The organism is Streptomyces abyssalis (genome assembly GCF_001751365.1).
GTDB lineage: Bacteria > Actinomycetota > Actinomycetes > Streptomycetales > Streptomycetaceae > Streptomyces > Streptomyces abyssalis.
Genome location: NZ_LJGT01000037.1, coordinates 921,955 through 942,651 on the forward strand (window position 1 = coordinate 921,955; position 20,697 = coordinate 942,651).

At 71.6% G+C, this 20,697-nt stretch carries 20 protein-coding genes and 1 pseudogene; 14 read left to right on the forward strand and 7 right to left on the reverse strand.

Features of this window, described 5'->3' with window-relative positions; all coding sequences use genetic code 11:
* Window positions 1-186: 186 nt before the first annotated feature.
* Window positions 187-603, forward strand: a complete 417-nt coding sequence (locus AN215_RS07120) for an ATP-binding protein (protein WP_070009610.1) — start codon at window positions 187-189, stop codon at window positions 601-603.
* A gap of 115 nt (window positions 604-718) precedes the next feature.
* On the opposite strand, the gene AN215_RS07125 is transcribed toward AN215_RS07120, so the two are convergent.
* The gene (locus tag AN215_RS07125) at window positions 719-1,066 is read right to left on the reverse strand and encodes a hypothetical protein (RefSeq protein ID WP_070009609.1); all 348 of its coding nucleotides are present in this window, start codon (window positions 1,064-1,066) and stop codon (window positions 719-721) included.
* A gap of 284 nt (window positions 1,067-1,350) precedes the next feature.
* Between AN215_RS07125 and AN215_RS07130 the strand changes: the two genes are divergently transcribed.
* The gene (locus tag AN215_RS07130) at window positions 1,351-1,536 is read left to right on the forward strand and encodes a hypothetical protein (protein WP_070009608.1); all 186 of its coding nucleotides are present in this window, start codon (window positions 1,351-1,353) and stop codon (window positions 1,534-1,536) included.
* A 267-nt stretch (window positions 1,537-1,803) separates the two neighbouring features.
* The gene (locus AN215_RS07135) at window positions 1,804-3,342 is read left to right on the forward strand and encodes a purine-cytosine permease family protein (protein WP_171904148.1); all 1,539 of its coding nucleotides are present in this window, start codon (window positions 1,804-1,806) and stop codon (window positions 3,340-3,342) included.
* Between the two features lie 27 nt (window positions 3,343-3,369).
* On the opposite strand, the gene AN215_RS07140 is transcribed toward AN215_RS07135, so the two are convergent.
* Both AN215_RS07140 and AN215_RS07145 read right to left on the reverse strand, forming a co-directional pair.
* Window positions 3,370-4,302 carry a class I SAM-dependent methyltransferase gene (locus AN215_RS07140; RefSeq protein WP_070009607.1) on the reverse strand — a complete coding sequence of 311 codons (933 nt, stop codon included), beginning with the start codon at window positions 4,300-4,302 and terminating at the stop codon, window positions 3,370-3,372.
* 175 nt (window positions 4,303-4,477) lie between these two features.
* Entirely contained in the window at window positions 4,478-5,545 is a 1,068-nt protein-coding gene (locus tag AN215_RS07145; protein WP_070009606.1) for a ScbA/BarX family gamma-butyrolactone biosynthesis protein, read from the reverse strand.
* Window positions 5,546-5,652: 107 nt separating this feature from the next.
* On the opposite strand from AN215_RS07145, the gene AN215_RS07150 reads away from it, so the two are divergent.
* The 5 genes from AN215_RS07150 (at window position 5,653) to AN215_RS07170 (ending at window position 9,669) form a co-directional block, all read left to right on the forward strand.
* Entirely contained in the window at window positions 5,653-6,270 is a 618-nt protein-coding gene (locus tag AN215_RS07150; RefSeq protein ID WP_070009605.1) for a ScbR family autoregulator-binding transcription factor, read from the forward strand.
* Window positions 6,267-7,244 carry an NAD-dependent epimerase/dehydratase family protein gene (locus AN215_RS07155; protein WP_070009604.1) on the forward strand — a complete coding sequence of 326 codons (978 nt, stop codon included), beginning with the start codon at window positions 6,267-6,269 and terminating at the stop codon, window positions 7,242-7,244. Before AN215_RS07150 ends, AN215_RS07155 begins: the two co-directional genes overlap by 4 nt.
* A gap of 235 nt (window positions 7,245-7,479) precedes the next feature.
* On the forward strand, window positions 7,480-8,145 hold the full coding sequence (locus AN215_RS07160) for a ScbR family autoregulator-binding transcription factor (protein ID WP_070009603.1): 666 nt from the start codon (window positions 7,480-7,482) through the stop codon (window positions 8,143-8,145).
* Window positions 8,146-8,507: 362 nt separating this feature from the next.
* Window positions 8,508-8,981, forward strand: a complete 474-nt coding sequence (locus tag AN215_RS07165; protein WP_079122766.1) for a DoxX family protein — start codon at window positions 8,508-8,510, stop codon at window positions 8,979-8,981.
* A gap of 205 nt (window positions 8,982-9,186) precedes the next feature.
* The gene (locus AN215_RS07170) at window positions 9,187-9,669 is read left to right on the forward strand and encodes a DoxX family protein (RefSeq protein WP_070009602.1); all 483 of its coding nucleotides are present in this window, start codon (window positions 9,187-9,189) and stop codon (window positions 9,667-9,669) included.
* Window positions 9,670-9,763: 94 nt separating this feature from the next.
* On the opposite strand, the gene AN215_RS30830 is transcribed toward AN215_RS07170, so the two are convergent.
* Window positions 9,764-10,120: an arsenate reductase family protein gene (locus AN215_RS30830; protein ID WP_171904149.1), complete on the reverse strand. Its 357-nt coding sequence runs from the start codon at window positions 10,118-10,120 to the stop codon at window positions 9,764-9,766.
* A gap of 30 nt (window positions 10,121-10,150) precedes the next feature.
* A pseudogene (locus AN215_RS07175) lies at window positions 10,151-11,122 on the reverse strand (helix-turn-helix domain-containing protein); the annotation flags it as partial.
* A 94-nt stretch (window positions 11,123-11,216) separates the two neighbouring features.
* Here AN215_RS07175 and AN215_RS07180 point away from each other — a divergent pair.
* On the forward strand, window positions 11,217-12,164 hold the full coding sequence (locus AN215_RS07180; RefSeq protein ID WP_070009600.1) for a hypothetical protein: 948 nt from the start codon (window positions 11,217-11,219) through the stop codon (window positions 12,162-12,164).
* On the opposite strand, the gene AN215_RS07185 is transcribed toward AN215_RS07180, so the two are convergent.
* The gene (locus AN215_RS07185; RefSeq protein WP_079122767.1) at window positions 12,161-13,162 is read right to left on the reverse strand and encodes a LacI family DNA-binding transcriptional regulator; all 1,002 of its coding nucleotides are present in this window, start codon (window positions 13,160-13,162) and stop codon (window positions 12,161-12,163) included. The two genes, AN215_RS07180 and AN215_RS07185, sit on opposite strands and share 4 nt — an antisense overlap.
* A gap of 199 nt (window positions 13,163-13,361) precedes the next feature.
* On the opposite strand from AN215_RS07185, the gene AN215_RS07190 reads away from it, so the two are divergent.
* From AN215_RS07190 to AN215_RS07210, 5 genes are all read left to right on the forward strand, one after another.
* Window positions 13,362-16,133, forward strand: a complete 2,772-nt coding sequence (locus AN215_RS07190) for an alpha-mannosidase (protein WP_070009599.1) — start codon at window positions 13,362-13,364, stop codon at window positions 16,131-16,133.
* Window positions 16,134-16,136: 3 nt separating this feature from the next.
* Complete coding sequence (locus AN215_RS07195) at window positions 16,137-17,453, forward strand: extracellular solute-binding protein (protein ID WP_070009598.1); 1,317 nt, start codon at window positions 16,137-16,139, stop codon at window positions 17,451-17,453.
* 23 nt (window positions 17,454-17,476) lie between these two features.
* Window positions 17,477-18,472, forward strand: coding sequence for a carbohydrate ABC transporter permease (locus AN215_RS07200; protein WP_079122768.1), 996 nt, complete (start codon window positions 17,477-17,479; stop codon window positions 18,470-18,472).
* Between the two features lie 110 nt (window positions 18,473-18,582).
* Window positions 18,583-19,416, forward strand: coding sequence for a carbohydrate ABC transporter permease (locus tag AN215_RS07205; RefSeq protein ID WP_070009597.1), 834 nt, complete (start codon window positions 18,583-18,585; stop codon window positions 19,414-19,416).
* Between the two features lie 22 nt (window positions 19,417-19,438).
* A complete protein-coding gene (locus AN215_RS07210) occupies window positions 19,439-19,870 on the forward strand; it encodes a protein-tyrosine phosphatase family protein (RefSeq protein WP_070009596.1) in 432 nt (143 codons plus the stop codon).
* A 37-nt stretch (window positions 19,871-19,907) separates the two neighbouring features.
* On the opposite strand, the gene AN215_RS07215 is transcribed toward AN215_RS07210, so the two are convergent.
* Window positions 19,908-20,696 carry an SDR family NAD(P)-dependent oxidoreductase gene (locus AN215_RS07215; RefSeq protein WP_070009838.1) on the reverse strand — a complete coding sequence of 263 codons (789 nt, stop codon included), beginning with the start codon at window positions 20,694-20,696 and terminating at the stop codon, window positions 19,908-19,910.
* Between the last annotated feature and the right edge of the window lies 1 nt (window position 20,697).

A 20,697-nucleotide genomic window follows, 5' to 3' on the forward strand; every position in this document is an offset into this window, starting at 1 on the left:
CGCCCGGGCCGCATTCGACAGGAACGTGACGGAAGGGTGGATTTCCGGTGTCCGGATGCCTTCGGGGCGGTCCCGCGGTGAATGCCCACGCCGCCCGCCGGGAAGGAAAACCCGCAGGTCTCGATTCGCGTGGCCGGCCTTCCGCCCTCCCGGGCGGCACGTCGGCACCGAGGGGAAGTGAACGTCATGCGCGCGAGTTCGCGCCGGCCCCGGCGCACCGCACGCGTCGAGTACACGCTGCCGCGGCGGGCCGCATCCGCCCGCTGGGCCCGCCAGTTGACCACCGGATTCCTCACCGGCACCAGGACTCCGCCCGAGGCGGCGCGAGGTGTGGAGGAGGCACGGCTGGTCGTCTCCGAACTCGTCACCAACGCCACCCTGCACGGCAGGGGCCGTTGCCGGCTGCGGCTGAGCAGCGGCGAGGGCACCGTCACCGTCGAAGTACGCGACGACGGCCTCCGCTTGCCCCGCCTGCGCCGGGCGGGACGCGAATGCGAGAGCGGCCGGGGCATCGCGATGGTCAGCGGACTCGCGCGCCGTCTGGACGTCACGGCGGCACGCGGGGGCGGCAAGACCGTCAGCGCGGTCCTGGACGCCGCCTGAGCCGAGTGCCTCCGTGCGCCCGTCCCGCACGTGCAGGGTGACGCGGTCGCTCCGACGGCAGCGTTTCGACTGCTCTACGGCTCGACTGCCCAACTGCCAGGACGGCGGCGGGCGTTCAAGGCTGCCGTGACCACGCCGCCCATGCGGAGGCGACGTCCGAGTGGAACCGGCATCGCTCGTCCGCGCCCAGCGGCGTGCGGAAACCGTCGTGCGCACCGACGATGTGGAAGCGGAGCCGTCCGCCGGCGGGCAGCAGCCGGGGAAGCTCGGCGGCGGGCAGATTCTTGTCCCAGTGGACCGAGTTGAGGTCGAGGTAGAAGTGCGTCCTCTCGTCCGTGACGCGGGCGCACAGGCTGTAGTGCAGCACTCTGAGGGTGGCGGCGCACAAAGTGCCGCTCACCGCCACCCACACGCGCCGGCCCGCGACGGCCAGGACCCGGACCTGTATCGTCGCCGTCCCCATGAAAGCCCTTGTTCAGACCGTACGTTCCGTCGTGGCGGGTGCAACACCCGTACCGCTCCGGTCCGTACACGGATCACTTCGGTGCATGCGCACCCCGTCCGGCGCACACAAGTATCACCTCCGGCACCGCATTCGGGCAGGTGGGTGACCGACGGGCACGTTCTCCCCGCATTTCCTCACGAGACCGCCCCGTTCATGTGCCACGGCCCTTCGCGCGGCAGCCGGCCGGCTGCGGAACGTAATCCGCTGGGCAGCGGCAACGCCGTTCGGCAGTATCCCCGGTCATGGGAGAACGCGGTTGCTTCGCGCAGGACGGCTACGGGGCGCGCTTCGAGTGGGGCCCGTTCGTTCCCCGGCTGGTCCTTCCGTCGCCGAACGGGCCCGCTGTCAGCGCCACGGCCCCCGATCACGGAGGCGGCATGGTGGTCGCCGCGTCGCTGCGCAACGCAGCCGCCGTGGGGCTTCGGTGAGGACGCCGGCATCGCTGCCGAGTCCGGCACTTCCGCCGTGGTCCCCCTCCTCACCGGGGGAGCCTTCGCATCCGCGACGTGACGCGCCGGGGTGCGGCACGACGCTGGTGGTGCCTCAACGGCGCGGCGCCGGTGCGTACTTGACGCGGCCGGAAGCCTGGCAGCAGGCTCCATCCGTCGGATCGGCGGAACGGGGGCGCTGTGCCTGGTACGGAGGCGGGCTCGTCGCACGGAGCGGTGCGGGAGAAGCCCGCGCGGAAGATCGCCGTGGAGGCCAACGGCCTCGACGTCATCGGCGACGCCGAACGCAAGGGCCGCCCGGCGCAGCTGTTCTGGCCGTGGTTCGCCTCCAACGTCTCGGTGCTGGGCCTGAGTTACGGCTCGTTCGCGCTGGGGTTCGGCATCGGCTTCTGGCAGGCCCTGGCAGCCGGCGTCGCGGGCATCGTCTTCTCGTTCCTGCTCTGCGGCTTCGTCGCGGTGGCGGGGAAGCGCGGTTCGGCTCCGACGATGGTGCTCAGCCGCGCCGCGTTCGGAGTGCGGGGCAACAGGCTGCCGTCCGCGGTCTCCTGGATGCTGACCGTCGGCTGGGAGACGGTGCTGGTGGTCCTGGCGACGCTCGCGACGGCGACCGTCTTCGACAGGATCGGCTGGGGCGGAGGGACCGGCACGAAGATCGCCGCGCTGGCCGCCGTCTCCGTGCTCACCGTGCTGGCCGGCGTCATCGGCTTCGACCTGATCATGCGGATGCAGACGGCCATCACCGTGGTGACCGCCGCGCTGACCGTGGTCTACATCGCCCTTGCCGCCGACGAGATCCGCTGGGAAGCGGTCCGGGCGCTGCCCGCCGGATCCGCCCAGGACGTCATCGGTGCACTCGTCTTCCTGATGACGGGCTTCGGGCTGGGCTGGGTCAACGCCGCGGCGGACTACGCCCGTTACCTGCCCCGGCGTACCCCGGGCAGGGCCGTCGCGGGCTGGACGGCGCTCGGTGCGTCGGCGGCCCCGGTGGTTCTCCTCGTCTTCGGACTGCTCCTCGCGGGCTCCTCGCAGGATCTGAGCGAGGCAGTGGCGGCCGACCCCATCGGTGCGCTCACCGGCGTGCTGCCCGCCTGGTTCCTTGTGCCGTTCGCACTCGTCGCCGTGCTGGGGCTGGTCGGCGGCGCCGTGCTGGACATCTACTCCTCCGGGCTGGCGCTGCTCGCTGTCGGTGTGCGCGTGCCGCGTTACGCCGCAGCCGCCGTGGACGGCGTCCTGATGATCGCGGGGACCGTCTGGCTCGTCTTCTTCTCGGAGGACTTCCTGGGCTCCTTCACCGCGTTCCTCACCACTCTCGGCGTCCCCGTCGCTGCGTGGTGCGGCGTCATGCTCGCCGACCTGGCGCTGCGTTCCCGCCCGTACGACGACGGTGACCTGTTCTCCCGCAACGGGCGCTACGGCGACGTACGGTGGCTGCCCGTCGCCGTTCTCGCGGTGGCCACGGCGGCAGGATGGGGTCTGGTCACCAACTCCGGTGCCGGGTGGCTCTCCTGGCAGGGCTGGCTGCTCGGGCCGCTGGGGCTCGGCGGCACCACCGGCCCCTGGGCGTCGGCGAACCTCGGTGTGCTCGTGGCGCTCGCTCTCGCCTTCGTGGTCACCTGGGCGGGCCAGCGCCGGCGGGTCCGGGCTCAGGAGAGCGCACCGCCCTCGCAGCCGGCAGCGAAGGCGGCACCGGCGGCCGCTCACGCACCGGCAGCCGCGCCGGGACCGTCTGGTCCCGAGGACGCCGGTGACGGCAGCGCCCCGTCGGGCTCAACCGGCGGCCGGTGAGGGCCCGTTGAGCCCGTTCGTCCGCGTTCACCCGTAGGCGGCCGGTCCCGTGCCGATGACCACCGTCGCACCCAGCTCGTCACACCTGGCGACCCGCGCAGTCAGCCCGTCACCCTCGAACGCCGCGGCAGCCGCACCGGCCTGCGCCTCGCTCGTCTCCACCAGCAGATGCCCGCCGGGGGCCAGCCACCGGGGTGCGACCGCCGACACCCGTCGCAGAACGTCCAGACCGTCCGTTCCGCCGTCCAGCGCCCCCATCGGTTCGTGGACGCGTGCCTCCGGCGGCAGCAGACTCACCGAATCCGTCGGCACGTAGGGCACGTTGGCCAGCAGCACCTCGATGCGTCCGCGCAGCCTGGACGGAAGGGCGTCGTACAGGTCGCCCTCGTGGACACGGCCGCCGGCTGCGGCGACGTTGCCGCGTGCGCAGCGCACCGCAGCGGGGTCGATGTCGGCCGCGTGCAACTCCAACTCGCCCCGGCTGCACGGCTCGTGAGCCGGTTCCCGCCCCCACTGCCGTCCCCGCTCCCGTCCCCGCTCCTCTTCCTGCTGCGTACGACTGGCCACCACGGCGGCCAGCGCGGCACCCAGCGCGCCCGATCCACAGCACAGGTCGACCACGACCGCGCCGGCACGCGTGAGCGCCGCGGCCTGCCGTACGAGGAACTCCGAACGGCGGCGCGGCACGAACACCCCTGGCCCCACCGCCGTCCGCATCCCGCAGAACTCCGCCCAGCCCAGGACGTGTTCGAGGGGCGTGCCCGCCGCCCTGCGTTCCGCCATGTCCTCGAGCTCTCCGGGCGTAATGGCGGTGGAGAGCATCAACTCGGCCTCGTCCTCGGCGAAGACACAGCCGGCCTCACGGAGGCGGGAGACGAGGGCGGAGCGGGAGCACGACGGAAGCGGTGACGAACGCGCGGACGAACCCGGCGACGAAGGAAGCGGAGGAATGAGCGACATGCGGGAGCCTCTCGGGATTCCGGAGGATGCTCCCGGCTGCCGGCCCCCGCACGAAGTGAAGGCCGGGCCCGCCTCAGCGGGGAAAGACGCCCGCGGCGGGGAGGGAAGCACCCCGTTCCACAGTGGTGATCGGTCCCACCTCCCCGGCGACGCGTATGTCCTGAGAGCGGCAACACTACCCGAGCGGCCGAGGGCTCGCAGCGGCCCCCGAGGCACCGTCCCCGGCCTCCGTCACGAAGCCGACGACAGCGGTGAACGCCTCCTCACCGTGCTGCGTGACGCTCACCGTCAGCCTCCGCTCACCGTCCGGACGGCCGTCTCCCGGGTCTTTGTCCTCCCCGGGGCCGGGCGAGACCTCGGCGAAGCTGGGCGCGTCCAGGTCGACGTAGCGGTGGAACTCGGCCTCCATACGCGTCAGCCGCGGCCTGTGCGGCGCCGCGGCGAGATGCGCGCACTGCCGGGCGGCCTCCATCAGCAGCATTCCGGGTACGTGGTCGACGGGGTGGTCGAACAGCCAGGGACTGGTGGTGAGGATCCGCAACTGACGGCGGCCCGCGCCCCTGTTGCCGTCCCCGTCCCCGCCCCCGTCGGGGATTCGTCCCCGGTTGCCGTCCGCGTCCGCGGCGAGCACCACTTCGTTGTCGCGCTCGCGCCCCACGAGCACCGGAGCCAGCGGCGGCGGAGGGACGATCGCGGCGGCCATGGCCTCAGGGGGCGCGGGAGTGCCGGGCCCGCGCAGCCGGCCGTAGACCTGGGGGCTGTGCGCGCTGTAGACGGTGGACGCGCTGCCCAGAGTGCGCCCGGCACAGCTGACGGTCATCGCCAGGGATATCCGCCGCAGCCGTGCACCGGGAACCGGCGCCTGCGAGGCGGACAGGTGCAGCACCACTTCGGCCGGGCTGTCGCTCACCGGTAAGAACGGCGCGGCGAAAGCGCAGTGGTGGTGGTCCCAGATCAGCTGATGCCCCCGCGGCACACCGTATGCGGCGTGCGCGATCAGCGGCAGCGCCTGACGCGTCGTCTCGACCAGCAGCAGCGGATCCTGCAAGCCGGCGCCGTCGGTACGCCAGAAGCCGTGATCCCGCGGCCACTGCGCACCCACCTCGAACTCCCGCTCACCGCACCGCCGCCAGCCGGTCAGCAGCACTTCGGTGTGCGCCGTCTTGTGTACGAACTCCCGCGGCACCGGCCACGAGTACGCTGTGCTCTCCGGCAGGTGGGGAACGGCGGGGATGAAAGCCATTGCGGTCCTCCGCTGGACTGTGTCCGAAGAATGTGACAGTGACCTGTGTGCCTGAAAACGATAGAACCTTCTGGGGGCGTCGGATGGCGGCGGCAAGAGCGAAGCCGATGCAGCAACGAGCTGTTGAGACGCGGCAGTTGATTCTCGAAGCGGCTGCCGAGGTCTTCGACGAGGGCGGCTACAAGGCTGCGAGGATCTCCGAGATCATGCACAGGGCCGGTACCACCCAGGGAGCCCTGTACTTCCACTTCACCTCGAAGCTGGATCTGGCCCGCACCGTCATGCTCGCCCAGCGCGCTTCCGTCGTCCTGCCGCCCGGACCGGACGGCCTCCAGCGCCTGATCGACACGACCCTCCTCCTCGCACACGAGCTGCAGACCAACAAGCTTCTGCGTGCCGGGGTACGGCTGGCCGTGGAGCAGGAGGAGATCGGCTTCCACGACGACGCCCCGTACCGGGAGTGGGCGGAGGTCTTCCGCGGTCAGCTCGTCGCCGCGGCCGAGCGCGGTCAGCTGCGCAACGGAGTCGAGGTGGAGCGGCTCGCGGTGCTGCTGGTCGGCTGCTACACCGGGGTGCAGCATTTCTCCAAACTCTCCTGCAGGCGGGCCGACTTGCCCGACCGCATCGCGGACCTGTGGCAGTACATGCTGCTCGGGATCGCCCCTCCGCAGGTCGCGGCGGACATGGTGGTCAACCCTGACACCCCGCTGCTGGCGGCCGGATGACCGTGCGGGTGGCGCTGACGGGTGCGAGCGGCTTCATCGGTTCCGCGGTACTGCGCCGGCTCGTCCCGCATGAACTCACGCCGCACGAACAGGGAGACGTGGAGGTGCGGGCGCTCACGCGCCGTGAGCTGGAGCTGCCCGGCGGGATGGAACAGGTCCACGCCGACCTCGCCCGGCCCGCCACCCTCGCCGGAACCTGCTCCGGTGCCCGGGTCCTCCTCCACGCGGCCTCGTATGTCGGCCCCGACGACCGACTCTGCACGCAGATCAACGACGTGGGGACCGCCGCGCTGATGGACGAGGCCCGCCGCGCCGGTGTGGAGCGCGTCGTGCAGCTCTCCACCACCGCCGTGTACGGACGCGGCCCCCACCATGGCGCGGCGGTCGAAGACGTGGTGCCCGCCCCCGCTTCGGCCACGAGCCGCAGCCGCCTCGCGGCAGAAGAGCACGCACTGCGCCAGGACGCCCTGGTGCTGCGGGCCGGTCTGATCACCGGAGCGGGAGACCGCTGGCTGGTGCCGGCACTGGTCGAACTGGCCCGCCGAGTACCGGGATACTGGCGGGGAGGGCACGCGAAGCTCTCCCTGATCGACGTGGACGACCTGGCGCGTCTCGTCGTACGGGCGGGATTGCCGCCCTCCGGCACCGACCGTGTCCGCGCCGCCGTCCGCGGCGTCCACCACGCCGTGCATCCCGTGCCCGTGCGCAATCGGGACCTGCTGGACACGCTCGCCATGCTGGGCCTGATGCCGCCCGTGCGCGGCGAGTTGACGTGGCCGGAATGCCTCGCGCTCCTGGACGAGCACCCCGGACGCATCAGCGAGCGTCAGCTGAACCTGCTCGCTTTCGACCACCACTACGACACCGCCCTGTGGGAAGCGTGCGAATCAGCCCCGGGACAGGGCCCGTTGGACGCGCTCGCCGACGCCGCTCCCTGGTACCGCGCACATCTCGCGCGGACTGCACGTCCCTGACGCCCCGGACGGAACCCGCCTCCGGCGTCCCGGTCCCCGGGCCCCGCGGACCCCGGGGTCACGACGGCGACGCTTCCCGCCGACCGGCTCCGTCATCCCGTCCGGTCCCTTCCGGCCCCAAAAAACAGAACACTTTGTATGTTTGTGGGGGCGGCAGCTTCATCTTCCCCGGCGGCTGCCGCTCCTGACGGTCCGTCTCCCCGCGGACCGGATCGCATGAAGGGACGACAGCCGAATGAGGCAAGAGCGCGCGGAACTCACCCGGCAGGCACTGACGATGGCGGCGGCGAAATCGTTCGACCGCCTCGGCTACCAGCGCACCACGCTCTTCGAAGTCAGCCGCGGCGCAGCGATGAGCAAAGGCGCTCTCTCCTTCCACTTCGGGAGCAAGGAGGAACTGGCCGACACCGTGCGGCGCGAGGCGTGTACGCGGTCCTGCCGGGCCGCCGAGCAGCTGCGCGCCAAGGAGCAGCCTGCGCTGCAGACCCTGATCGACCTGACCCACCTGGTGGCGCACCAGCTTGAGGGCGACCACCTCGCCAGGGCCGCGGTCAAGCTCGCCCGTGAGCTGGACACTCCGCCCGACCCGGAGATCAACCCGCTCGCCTGCTGGCAGCAGATCTTCACCGACGTGGCCCGCGAAGCGGAGAAGGAGGGCACGCTGCGGGGCGAGGCCACCACGGAAGCGGTCGCCGAACTCGCCTTCTGCCTCGCGTCGGGAGCCCACTCCGAGCAGAGCAGCCGCACGGAGGACTCCGGCGTCGACATCCGCCAACGTCTCGCCGCCCACTGGCAGTTGCTGTTGCACGGGCTCGTCACGTCGCCGGGTGGCCTGTGGAGCGCCGGTACCGAGAGGGACTGGCTGCTGGCCGTCTCGGGGCAGCAGGCATCAGCGGACTGAGCGGCCCGGCCGAGCACACCGGATCACGGACATGCGGCCGGCCGGCCCTTCGGTGTGATGCCGGGAGCCCGGCCCGGCATCACGGTGGCGCCCCGCGCCGTCACGGAAGGTGAGCATCGTTCGCGGCTGTCCGTCGTGCAGGGCCGTCGCGGCGCAGGATGTTGACCATGATGGACAACTGTCTGCGCTGCTTACCGGCCACGTGATACGCATCTCACAAGCCCCGGCGCTCCCCGCGCGGGGGTGCCGCCCTCGCTTCCGCTGTGGCGGGGGAGTCCGCCGCGGGTGTTCCGGTGGTGGCAGGTCAGCCGCCGGGCGCGCCCCGGGTACCGCTTGTGCACCGTCCGCAGAAGGAGTCCATCATGGCGCACGCGAGCGGCGTTCCGCCGACCTCTCACGCAGGCCCCTCGGCCTCCCGGTCCTCGCGCCCCAAGGGGCCGGCCCGCATTGCCCTCGAAGTCGTCCTGTGGGCCGTGCAGTTGTACGTCGCCTACTTCATGGTCACGGTCGGAGCGATTCCCGCTCTGACCGCCGACTCAGGAGCCAAGGGGGTCTTCCAGGACATCGGCCTCGGCCTGTGGCTGATGTATCTGACCGGTGCGCTGGAGCTGCTCGGCGCGATCGGTCTCCTCACGCCGTGGTTCTCGGGTCTCGCAGCGTTCGGGCTGATCTTCGTGATGTCGGGCGCGTGCATCACGCACCTGACTCTCCACGACGGCAAGGGCGTGGAGACGCCGGCGATGATCCTCATACCGCTCGTCCTCATCGTCATCGGACGGTGGTCGACGGTGAAGAAGCTGGGCTCGTGGCTCACGGGCGGCGGCAACCGGCGCTGAGCCGGCCGCTGCCACGGACGGACCGTCCCCGCCGGGACGGGGCGGCCCGTCCGTCCGCGGCCTGCCCCCGGACCTCGCCGACGTCCGCCTGTGCCGCCCGGCAGGGTCCGCGTGAACACGCGCGTTCCGCCGCGATGAGAAAGGTGCGGCAGGCCGGTCTGCTCCGGTGTGTGCATCCCGTACGCGCACCCGAGAGGAGACCGCCATGAACCAGTCAGCCGGCACGCCTTCCGGATCCGCGGCACCGTCCTCGGGCCGTGCACCGGGTCGGCCCGCCGTCCCCCGCGAACGGGGCAGGCACCTCGCCCTGCTTGCGCTGCAGGTGATACTCGGACTGTTCTTCGTCATCGCCAGCGCGGTCCCCAAGCTGATCGCCCACTCGTCGGCCACGGACGGCTTCGAGGAGATCGGCTTCGGCATGTGGTTCATGTACCTGATCGGCCTGCTGGAACTGGCCGGCGGGATCGCGCTCGTCACGCCGTGGCTGTCGGGTCTCTCCGCGATCTCCCTCATCGCCCTGATGATCGGGGCATTCATCACGCAGATGACCGTCTTCGACGGCGAATACGCCGCCACACCGCTGCTGTTGACCGTCCCGCTGGCTCTCATCGCATGGGGCCGCAGGGACACCCTGGCGGCACTGCCCACGCTCCTGCGGCGCAACGGCCGTGCCCGCGAAGCGAGTTGAGCGAGTTACAGGTCGGGCGAGCTACAGCGGGAAACGGTGCGTCCACCGTTGAGGGACCACGCGTACCGTTGACGACCGATCAGCCGTAACGGGATCAGCTGAGAACGGACCTGACCGACTCCGGCGAGCGGCCCACCACGGCGCTCCCGTCGTCCGCGGTGATGATCGGCCGCTGGATCAGGGAGGGGTGGGCCGCCAGCGCGTCGAGCCACCGGCCGCGGCTGTCCGCGTCGCGCGGCCACGACGCAAGACCCAGGTCGGCGGCGGCCGGCTCACCGGTGCGGGTGATGTCCCAGGGATCCAGCTCCAGCCGCGACAGGACGTCCTCCAGCTCCGCCACGGTCGGCGGCTCGTCCAGATAGCGGCGCACGGTGTACTCGGCGCCCTCTTCGTCCAGCAGCGACAGCGCCGAACTGCACTTGGAACAGGCGGGGTTGATCCAGATCTCCATACTCCGGTCCTTTCGCTCGGACGGCGGTGCCCCGCCGGTCGTCGCCGGACCACCGCCGCGGAAGGCACGGCGGTGGGCTGCCGGGGCCACGCCCCGGCGGGCGGCGAAGTGATGCCGCAGTGTGTCGGCACTGCCGAAGCCGGAGCGCACCGCAACAGCTTCGACGGGGAGCGGGGTGTTCTCCAGCAGTTCCTCGGCCAGCTGCAACCGCTGGTCGAGGATCCACCGGTGCGGCGTCGTCCCGGTCGCGTCCTTGAACCGCCGGGCCAGCGTGCGCGGTGACATCGCGGCGCGTGCGGCCAGTTCTTCCACCGTCAGCGGCCGGTCCAGGTTCTCCTGCATCCAGTCGACGAGTTCCGTGAGGCCGTAACCGGTACGGGCGGCAGGCACGGGCATCTCGACGAACTGGGCCTGCCCGCCCGCGCGATGGGCCGGAACGACCATGCGGCGCGCCAGGGCGTTGGCGGTGGCGGCCCCGTGTTCCCGGCGCACCATGTGCAGGCAGGCATCTATGCCCGCTGCCGCCCCTGCGCTGGTGAGAACGGGGCCGTCTTCGACGTAGAGCACGTCGCTGTCCACCCGGACACGGGGATGGAGTCGGGCCAGGCGGGCGGCGAACTGCCAGTGCGTGGCGGCCCGCCGCCCGTCGAGGATCCCGGCGGACGCCAGCAGGAATGCCCCCGTGCACACGGACAGCACACGGGCACCGCGGGCGACGGCTTCACGGAGCGCCTCGAGAAGCGGCTCGGGCGGATCGTCCTCCAACTGCGGCCACGCCGGAACGGTGACCAGGTCCGCGGCCGCGATCCGCTCCGGACCGTGCGCGACCTGCAGTGTGAAGCCCGAAGTGGTCATGACCGGGCCGGGCCGGGCGGCGCACAGCGCGAAATCATGGACGGGGAAGCCGTCGTCCGAGCGGTCCAGCCCGAAGACCTGGGCGACGACGCCCAGTTCGAAGACGGCAGCCTGCCGCCCGACGAGGGCGACCACGTTGCGGAGCACCCGGTCAGCATGGCAGGAATTCATGGCAGAAAATACCCGTGCACTGGCAGTTCTGCCACTGTTGCGGGACTGAGTCCGGCAGCAGGATCCCGGTATGGACAGAACCAGACACCACGCCGGAACGGACTCCTCCGTCGGCGGCTTCCCGCTCCCCGGCACGGGCGGCCCCGCCGCCGTCGCCGTCCCCGCGCCGGACAGCGGACACCAGCGATGGGCGGGCGCACCCAGCGCTCACCGGGATACCGACAGATCGATTCTGCTCGCCTACCGTGTGCGGGCAGGGGAGGACCACAACGTCGTCGCCCGCTCCGCGGACGGCGTCACCTTCACCACGCTCACCGTCCTCACCCCCGGCCGGCTCGGCGCCGCCATGGTCGAGCGCCCCGCACTCGTGCGTACCGGCAGCGGTGCCTGGCGCCTCTACGTGAGCTGCGCGACGCCCGGCAGCAAGCACTGGTGGGTCGGCGTGGTCGAGGCGGCAACCCCGGAAGGACTGGGCGTCGCCCCGGTCACGCCGGTGTTCGAGGGGGACCGGCACACCGCTGTGAAGGACCCCGTCATCCGAAGACGCGGTGACCGCTGGGAGGCGTGGCTGTGCTGCCACCCCCTGGACGAACCGGGCGAGGAGGACCGGATGTCCACCGCCTACGCCACCAGCCGCGACGGGCTGCGCTGGCAGTGGCACGGCACCGTGCTCACCGGAAGGCCCGGCGCATGGGACGCGCGGGGCGCACGGCTGACCAGCGTTCTGCCCGACGGGCGTGCCGCCTACGACGGCCGGGCCTCCGCCGAGGAGAACTGGCGTGAACGCACAGGAGTGGCGGCACCGTGCGGTGCCGGCCACGGCCCGGGCAGTGCCGGCGACACCCCGCTTCTGGCCCCGGTCGGCGACGCGCCGGCCTGCGACGTGCGGTACCTGGAGGCACTGCCCGCGCCCGGGGGCGGATACCGCATCTACTACGAGGCCCGGCTCCCGGCCGGAAGTCACGAGCTGCGCACCGAGACCGTCCCCGCGCCGGGGCAGGTGCCGGCTTCCCGCTAGGAGGACTCGTCCACCACGGGGATCTCGCCGGAACCGCGCGCGATCAGCTTCGTCGGCAGCGTCGTCCTGCCGGGGGCGGGGGAGTGGCCCGCCATCCGCTCGAACATCAGCCTGGCCGCGGTGCGTCCGATCTCCTCGACGTCGTGGGAGATCACCGTGACGGGCGGGTCGATCAGGTCGGCCGTCTCGAAGTCGTCGAAGCCGACCATCGCGACCCGCCGGGTCAGGCCCAGCCTCCGCAGCGCCCGTACGGCACCGATGGTGCACTGGTTGTTGAGCGTGAACAGCGCCGTCGGCGGCTGCCCGGAGCCGAGAAGATCCAGGCACGCGTGCATGGCCTCCTCGGCGCAGCGCGCACCCAGACGCGTCAACTCCTCGGCGTATGCGACCTGTTCGGTGCGCAGCGCGGCACGGTGGCCGCCGATGCGCTCCGCGACGCTGAAGATCCGCTCGTCGTCTCCCACCACGCCGATCCTGCGGTGACCTTGGCGCAGCAGATGTGCCGTCCCCGCGCGGGCTCCCTCGGCGTGGTCCGTGAGCACTGCGTCGGCGGCGATGCCGTGGGGTGGCCGGTCGACGAAGACGACGGGCACTCCCGCCTGCTGTTCCGGCCGGAGAAAGCCGTGGTCCTCGCCGGCGGGCACCACGATCAGGCCGTCGACGCGCCGTGAACACAGCGCGGTCAGCGTCTCGCGTTCGCGGGCGGCCGTTCCCGACGAGGCGGTGAGCACGAAGCTGCCCTGCTGCCGGGCGATCTCGTCGATCCCGTGCACGAGGCTGTCGTGGAAGCGGGTCCCGGCCTGCGGGAGCGCGAGCCCGATGGTGCTCGTACGGTCGCTCTGGCGCAGACCGCGCGCCAAGTCGTTGCGCCGGAAGCCGAGTTCGGCCATCGCCTGCAGGATGCGTTCCGCGGTGGCGGCCGAGACGCCGTCCTCGCCGTTGAGGACGCGGGAGACGCTCTTGATGCTCGTGCCGACATGCGCGGCGACGTCCTTCATCGTCGGGCGTCCCGCCCGCCCGCCGGTCCTGCCTGTCCCGCCCACCGCTGACGGCACCCCCTCGTCGTCCACTGCCGCGCCGCGGCGCCGCAAGCTCTTCCGTCGTCCCTCTTGACGCAGCGGCCTCACCAAGTGTGCACTGCTCCCGCGACTACGTCAACGTTGACGTATACCCGGAAGCCCTCTGAACAGGAGAAACGTGCACGTCCCCGCCTCCCCGCCGCAGCGCACGGCAGCCCAGGAACCCCTCGCAGTCGTGGTGCCGCACACGCACTGGGACCGCGAGTGGTACAGCCCGTTCGAGACGATGCGTTTCGCGCTCGTACAGTTCCTCGACGAGCTGATCGACGTTTTGGAGGACGAGCCCGCACTGCCGGCCTTCCTCCTCGACGGCCAGGCGGTGATCCTCGAGGACTACACCGAGATCAGGCGGGACCGGCGCGAGCGGCTCACCGCGCTGGTGGAGGCCGGACGGCTGCGCCCCGGACCGTTCTATGTACAGCCCGACGAGTTCCACGTCTCCGGCGAGGCGCTGGTGCGCAACCTGCTCATCGGCTGCCGCGTGAGCCGCGAGTACGGGCATGTGATGCGGGAGGGATATCTGCCGGACACCTTCGGGCACGTGCACCAACTCCCGCAGATCCTGCGCGGGTTCGGCATCAGCACCTTCTACGCGATGCGCGGCTTCGGGGAGGAGACGGAGGCCGCCGGCAGCGAGTTCCACTGGGACGCCCCCGACGGATCGCGCGTTCGCGTGCACTGGCTCGCCGAGAGCTACTCCAACGCCGCCGTCCTCACCGGCGATCCGGCAACCCTCTCGCTGCACCACGGCATACTCGTCGGCTACGACCGCCTCGGCGAACTGCTGGAACGTCTCGGGGCGCGCTCGCAGACCGGCGTACTGCTGCTGCTGAACGGCGGCGACCATCTGCGGGTCCAGCAGGGCGTGCCCGGCATGGTCCGCTCGCTGGACGCCGCCCAGGCAGCCTCCGGCGGACCCAGGCTCCGGCTCGGAGGCCTGGAGGAGTTCCGCCGCCTCACCGACGAACGGCCGCCGCCGCAGGCCGAGTTCAGCGGCGAGCTGCGGTACGGCCGCAAGCACGACGTCTTCGACGGCATCGGCTCCACGCGCACGCCCATGAAGCGGCTCAACGAAGCCACCGAGGCCGCGCTGTGCGGCATCGCCGAACGGCTCGACGCGGTCGCCGCCGTCCAGGACGGCCGCTCCCACCTCGACTCACTGCGCCACGCCTGGCGCGAACTGGTGAAGAACTACGCCCACGACTCCATCTGCGGCTGCTCCGTCGACGAGGTCCACGAGGAGATGCACGTCCGCTTCGCCCGTGTGCGCCAGATCGCCGACGCCGTCACCGCCGACGCCCTGGCCCGTGTCGCCCACACCGCCGCGGCGGCAGGACCAGTGCACGGCACGGGAATTCCCCTCGCCGTGTTCAACCCGAGCGCCTTCCCGCGCTCGGGAGACGTGAGCGCCGACGTGGTCCCCGACCTCCAAGCACCGCTGGGGGAGCGGAAGTTCGGATGGACCCAGTCCCCGGAGCGTACGGACTGGAACCGCTACGCGCTCATCGGCCCCGACGGCAGGCGCCTCGGCTTCACCGCGGCCCCGGCTCCCGAGGTCCGGGTCGAGGACACCCTCGACCGCCGCAAGGAGATACACCGCGACCGGCTGACCTTCCATGCCGCCGACGTGCCAGCACTCGCCCCCGCCCTGTACCGTCTCGTGCCCCTGGACGAGGCACCGGCAGCGCCGCCGTCAACGCCGTCCCCGCGGACGGTACGAGAGGGGCGCAGCCTCGAAAACGGCCTTCTGCGCGTCGAGTTGGAGGCCGAAGGCACCCTCGCCGTCACCGACCTGGCCACCGGCCGCCGCCACACCGGCCTGCTCGAACTCCTCGACGACGGGGACGCCGGAGACGAGTACGGCTTCGGCCCGCTCCCCGGCGACCTGCCGGTCTCCTCGCGCACCGCCGGCTGGCAGGTGACCGACGGCCCGTCGCACGACGCACTCCTCGCCCGGGCCGAGCTGACCGTCCCCGTGGCCCTCGCCCCCGGACGCACCGCCCGCAGCGGCCACTCCACCGCCCTGCCCGTCTCGCTCACCGTCCGCCTGCCGCCCGGTGCCGGCCGCGTCGAAGTGGACGTGACCGTCGAGAACAACGCGGAGGACCACCGGATGCGGCTGCGCCTTCCCACGGGCCTGCACACCGGTCATTCCGTCGCCGAGTCCGCGTACGGCCTCATCCGCCGCCCTGCCGCACAGCCCGGCGGCGACGGCTGGCGGGACAGGCCGACCGGCGCCTTCGCCATGCGCCGCTTCGCAGCGCTGGAGGACGAGGACGGCACAGCGGGCCTGGCCGTCTTCACCGAGGGCCTGCACGAGTACACGCACACCGACGGCCACGTGCTGGAGGTGACGCTGCTGCGCTCCGTCGGCTGGCTGGCACGCCAGGACCACCCGCTGCGCCCCCACAAGGTCGGTCCCGAACTGCCCACGCCCGCCGCCCAGTGCCCGGGCAGGCACACCTTCCGCATCGCGCTGCGCCCGTACCAGGGAAGCGCGGAGACCGGCGATCTGTACCGCACCGCCGAGGAGTTCGCCCTGCCGCTCCTCACGCACGCCGTTCAGGGAAGCCGCCCCGGCCCCGCGCCTCAGGACGCGCCGCCGCCGGGTTTGAGCGTCGGCCCCCGGGAAGCCGTCGTCACCGCGGTCAAGAGCGCCGAGGACGGCGACGGAACGGTGCTGCGGCTCTTCAACAGCGCGGACAGGCACATCACGGCCACGGTCACCCCCGGATTCCCGCTCGGCGCCGTGCAGTTGTGCGACATGGAGGAGAACCCGCAGCAGGAGCAGCCGATCCGGCCGGACGGAACCCTCCGGCTCCCGCTTGCCGCCGGCCGGATCACCACACTGCGACTGCACCCGACAGCACAGACGACCAGGAGGCGATGAGGCATGCGACACCCACCGTCACGGCCCGCCCCCTCGGGCGGCCTCACCCGGCGGCACCTGCTCCACGCAGGCGGTGCCGCAGCCGCGCTCACTCTCGCCCCGGGCTGCGCGTCATCCGGGAGCGGCCCCAGGAGCGCCGGCTGGCAGGCAATACCGCCGTACTCGCTGCAGGCCCCGGACCCGAAACGGGCCGCCTACCTCAAGCGGCGCCTCGCGGCGCACCGCAAGCGTTCCCCGTACGGCATCGAACCGCTCGTCAGCAGCAACGACACCTCCGCGGCCATGGCGAAGCTGCTGCTCCAGGCGTCCCAGGGCCGAGCACCGGACATCGCCCAGGTCGACTCGTACATCTTCGGCCGCATCGCCCCGTACGCACAGCCCGTACAGCGGCACATGAAACGGCTGGGCCTGCGACTGGAGGACTGGTTTCCCACGATGCGCCGCGAGATGGAGCGGCGGCCCGGCGACGTGCGGGGCCTGCAGTTCACCTCCGACCTGAGGGTGCTGTACTACCGCCGCGATCTCGTCCGTACCCCTCCAAGCGACTGGGACGAGATGATCGACATGGCGCGGCCTCTCGCCCGGCGCGGCTACTCGGTGCTGTTCCCCGCTGGACGCAGCGAAGGCGCCGTCACCACGACGCTGTGGCCGGCCTACTGGAGCCAGGGCGCCGAACTCTTCGGCAGCGACGGAGAACCCGCCTTCGCGACGGGCAAGGGCTACGAGGCGATGCGCTCCTGCCTGAGGTCGGTGGAGCGCGCCGTCGGCGCCGGAGTCGTGCCGCGCCGGGTGGCCGGTTTCGACCAGGAGGACGACGAGAATCCCGACATCGTCGCCGGCCGCGTCGCGATGTTCCTGGGCGGAAGCTGGCAGGCCGCCGCTCTCGACGGCCTCATGAAGGATCAGGACTTCTTCCGTCGCTGGGGCGTGGCGCCCATGCCCGCCATGGGCGGTGGCCGTCACGTCAGTGCCACCGGCGGATGGCTGTGGGCGGCTTTCACCGACGACGAGGAGAAGATCGCCGCCGGGCTCGACTGGGTCGGCTCCGCCTACGTCGGCGACCGCGGCATGGCCGAGTGGTGCTCGCTCGGCGGCTATCTCCCGCCGCGGCAGAGCATCTACGGCGACGACGCGTACGAACAGGACCCGTTCACGCCCGTCTTCCGCGAGCACATCGTCCGCTACGGCAGGGCACGCCCGTCGGACCGCAAGTACCAGGACGTCTCCCACACGCTGCAGATCGCCCTTTCCGGTGTGGCCTCCGGGACCGCCGGTGCGACGGAGGCTCTCGACCAGGCTCTCGACCGGCTCGTGGGATGAGCCGAGCAAGGGAGGAAGAAGCGATGGCCACCACCGTGAACCCCGCGGACCCCGAGGGCCCCGCGGACCCCGGGTCCGGGCTCGGGCTGCGGGACCGCCGAGTCCCGCGGCGGCCGCGTTCGTCCGGGCGCTCGGGAGGCGTGGCGGGCTCGTCCTGGCCGTGGCTGCTGCCGCTGGGCACCGTGCTGCTGGTCGTGCTCGTCTATCCGGTGCTCGAGATCGTGCGGCTGAGCTTCACCGATGCCAGCCTCGTGACGGGCGAGCCCTACAGCGTCACCTCCGAGACGTACACCTCGCTCGTGACCGGCACGGACTTCCGTCACACGTTGCAGGTGACGTTCCTGTTCGTACTGCTGAGCGTCGTCTTCCAGCTGCTTCTCGGACTCGCCGTCGCGCTGCTCGTCCACGGCGCGGAACGCCGGGGGCTGCGCGGCGTCGTGGCCACGCGGGCCGTGGTGCTGACGGCTTGGGCGATCCCGGGCGTGATCATCGGCGTCATCTGGAGCCTGCTCTATCAGGAGACCGCGTCGGGAGTCCTGAACCACGGGCTGTCCCTGCTGGGATTCTCCGGGAACACCCCGTTCCTCTCCGACCCCGACAACGCCCTCGTCTCCGTCATCGTCGCCAACATCTGGCGGGGCACGGCCCTTTCGATGATCCTTTGCTATGCCGGGATCAAGACCGTCCCGGACCAGTTGTACGAGGCGGCCCGCATCGACGGTGCCTCGCCCGTGCAGACGCTCTTCCGCGTCACGCTTCCGATGATGCTGCCCATCCTCACCATGAACCTCGTCCTGGCGACGGTGGAGACCTTCAACAGCTTCGACATGGTGCTCTCACTCACCGGCGGCGGACCCGGCACGGCCACGCAGGTCCTCGCCCTCGACGTCTACGACCAGATCTTCCGTCAGCTGAACCTGGGCAGGGGAGCGGCGATGGCCGTCGTCCTCATGGCCGTCAACGTCCTCGTGATCGGCCTGTACGTGCGGCTGACCGAACGTCAGGAGAAGGAGATATGAGCCTGAGCGACCACAACTCTCCGGCGTCAGGGAGCAGTCGACCGGGCCACGTCCGAACTCCCGCCCGGGCGGGCCGGGTTGCCGACGCGGTCCCCGGCCGTCGTCCCGGGATGCGCCGCCGCACGGACGCCGCCTACTACGCCGCCATGCTCGGTCTGGTCGCGGTCTTCGCCTTCCCCTTGGTGTGGGTGGCGTCGCTCTCGCTCAAGACCGGCCCGGAGGTGCTGCGTTCACCGCCCTCACTGCTGCCGCAGGACCCGCAGTGGGCGAACTACGCCCACGTCCTGGAGACCACACCCATCGGCCGCTACCTGCTCAACTCCGTGATCCTGGTGGCCGCCGGCGTCGTCGGCGCACTGCTGCTGAGCGTCCCCGCGGCGTACGCCCTCTCCCGCTTCCGCGGCCGCATGCGCGGCCCCCGCGCCTTCACCCGTGCGGTGCTCGCCGCGCAGCTTCTGTCCCCGCTGATCATCGCCGTACCCGTCTACCGGGTCTTCGTCACGCTCGGCCTGATCAACGACTACGTGGGTCTCGTGCTGGTCTACATCGCCGTCACGGCGCCGTTCCTCACCTGGTTCCTCAAGAACTACCTGGACACGATCCCCACGGAACTCGACGAGGCGGGACGCGTGGACGGCTGTTCGCGGCTGCGGGCGCTGGTCCTCCTGGTGCTGCCCGCGGCCAAGCCCGGCCTCGTCTCCGCCGGGATCGTCGCAGGGGTCACCACCTGGTCGCAGTTCGTCCTGCCCTTCATACTCGTCGACTCTCCCGACCTGGCGCCGGTCTCGGTGGGAGTGGTCAATCTGCAGTCGACCAGCGGGGAGATCACCACCCAGTACCTCGCGGCCGGATGCATGCTCGCCGTCGCCCCTGTGATCGTGGTCTTCGCCTTCCTCCAGCGTCACATCGTCGGCGCCCTCACCGCCGGCGCGGTCAAGACATGACGTACGGGATAGCCTGAACCGCGTGAGCGGCACCTGGGACCCGGAAGGCGCGGGTGTGCTGCGTCTTCCGTCGGGACGCCTGATCAGGGGACGCGGCCTGCGCCCCGAGCTGCCCCCGGGCCCGGAACCTGCCTTCTCCGTCTTCCTGCTCGGCAAGCAGCCGCCTCAAGTGCCGTGGGATTCCCGGTGGTTGCGCTGGCCGGACTTCCGGTTGCCCACGAGCAGAACGCAGGCGCTGGCCCTGCTGAGCGAGGCATGGTCACGCGCGGAGGCCGAGCGCGTCGAAGTGGCGTGCGGCGGAGGGCGCGGACGCACCGGCACGGCGCTGGCATGCCTGGCGGTCCTCGACGGCGTACCCGCCGCGGAAGCGGTCGCCTTCGTACGGCGTCACTACGATCCCCGCGCCGTGGAGACGCCCTGGCAGCGCCGTTACGTACTCCGCTTCACGAGGTGACCGCCCGGACCCGGCCGGACCTGCCGGGTCCCGCGCGTCACCCTCCGGCGCTCTGCAGGAGATCCGGGTCCCGCCCCAGTACCGTCCGTCCGCCGTCGACGGGCAGTGTGACTCCCGTGATGAAGGCCGCCTCGGGGGAGAGCAGATGGGCCACGGCCGCCGCGACCTCGTCAGGCCGTCCGGTCCTCCCGAGCGGATGGAGCGCAGTCATCTCCGCCTCAACGTGTGCCGCGACGTCCGGCTCCTGCGCGGCGAGAAGCGACGCGTAGCCTTCCGTACGGACGGAACCGGGCGCCACGGCGTTGACGCGGATGCCTCGTGGCCCGTACTCGACGGCCAGCGCGCGGGTGAGCCCCTCGATGGCCGCCTTCGCGGTGGCGTACGGCGTGCAGCCGGGGACGGGGCGGCGGGCCTGGTGCGAGGTGACGTTGACGACGGACCCGTGCGTCCCGGCGGCGAGGAAACGCCGTACGGCAGTCGCACACCCGGTGACGGCCGGGTCCATGACGGCCGAGATCAGCTCCAGAACCGTGCGCGTCGGGGACGTGCCGAGCGAGGCGTCGCGGAAGACGGCCGCGTTGTTGACCCAGCCGCCGAGGGTGCCCGCCGCCTGCGCGAGGTCTGCGGCATGCTCGGTGACGGCTTCGTCCGCGGCGCTGCCCGCGACCGTCCTGGCGCGTGAAGCGTTCGGATGCTCCTCCAGCCACCCCAGGGAGTCCGGGTCCACGTCGATCGCCACGACGGTGTGGCCGCGGGCGAGCAGCCGCTCCACCACCGCCCTTCCGATGCCCCGGCCTCCACCTGTCACCACATAGGCGCTGCCCATC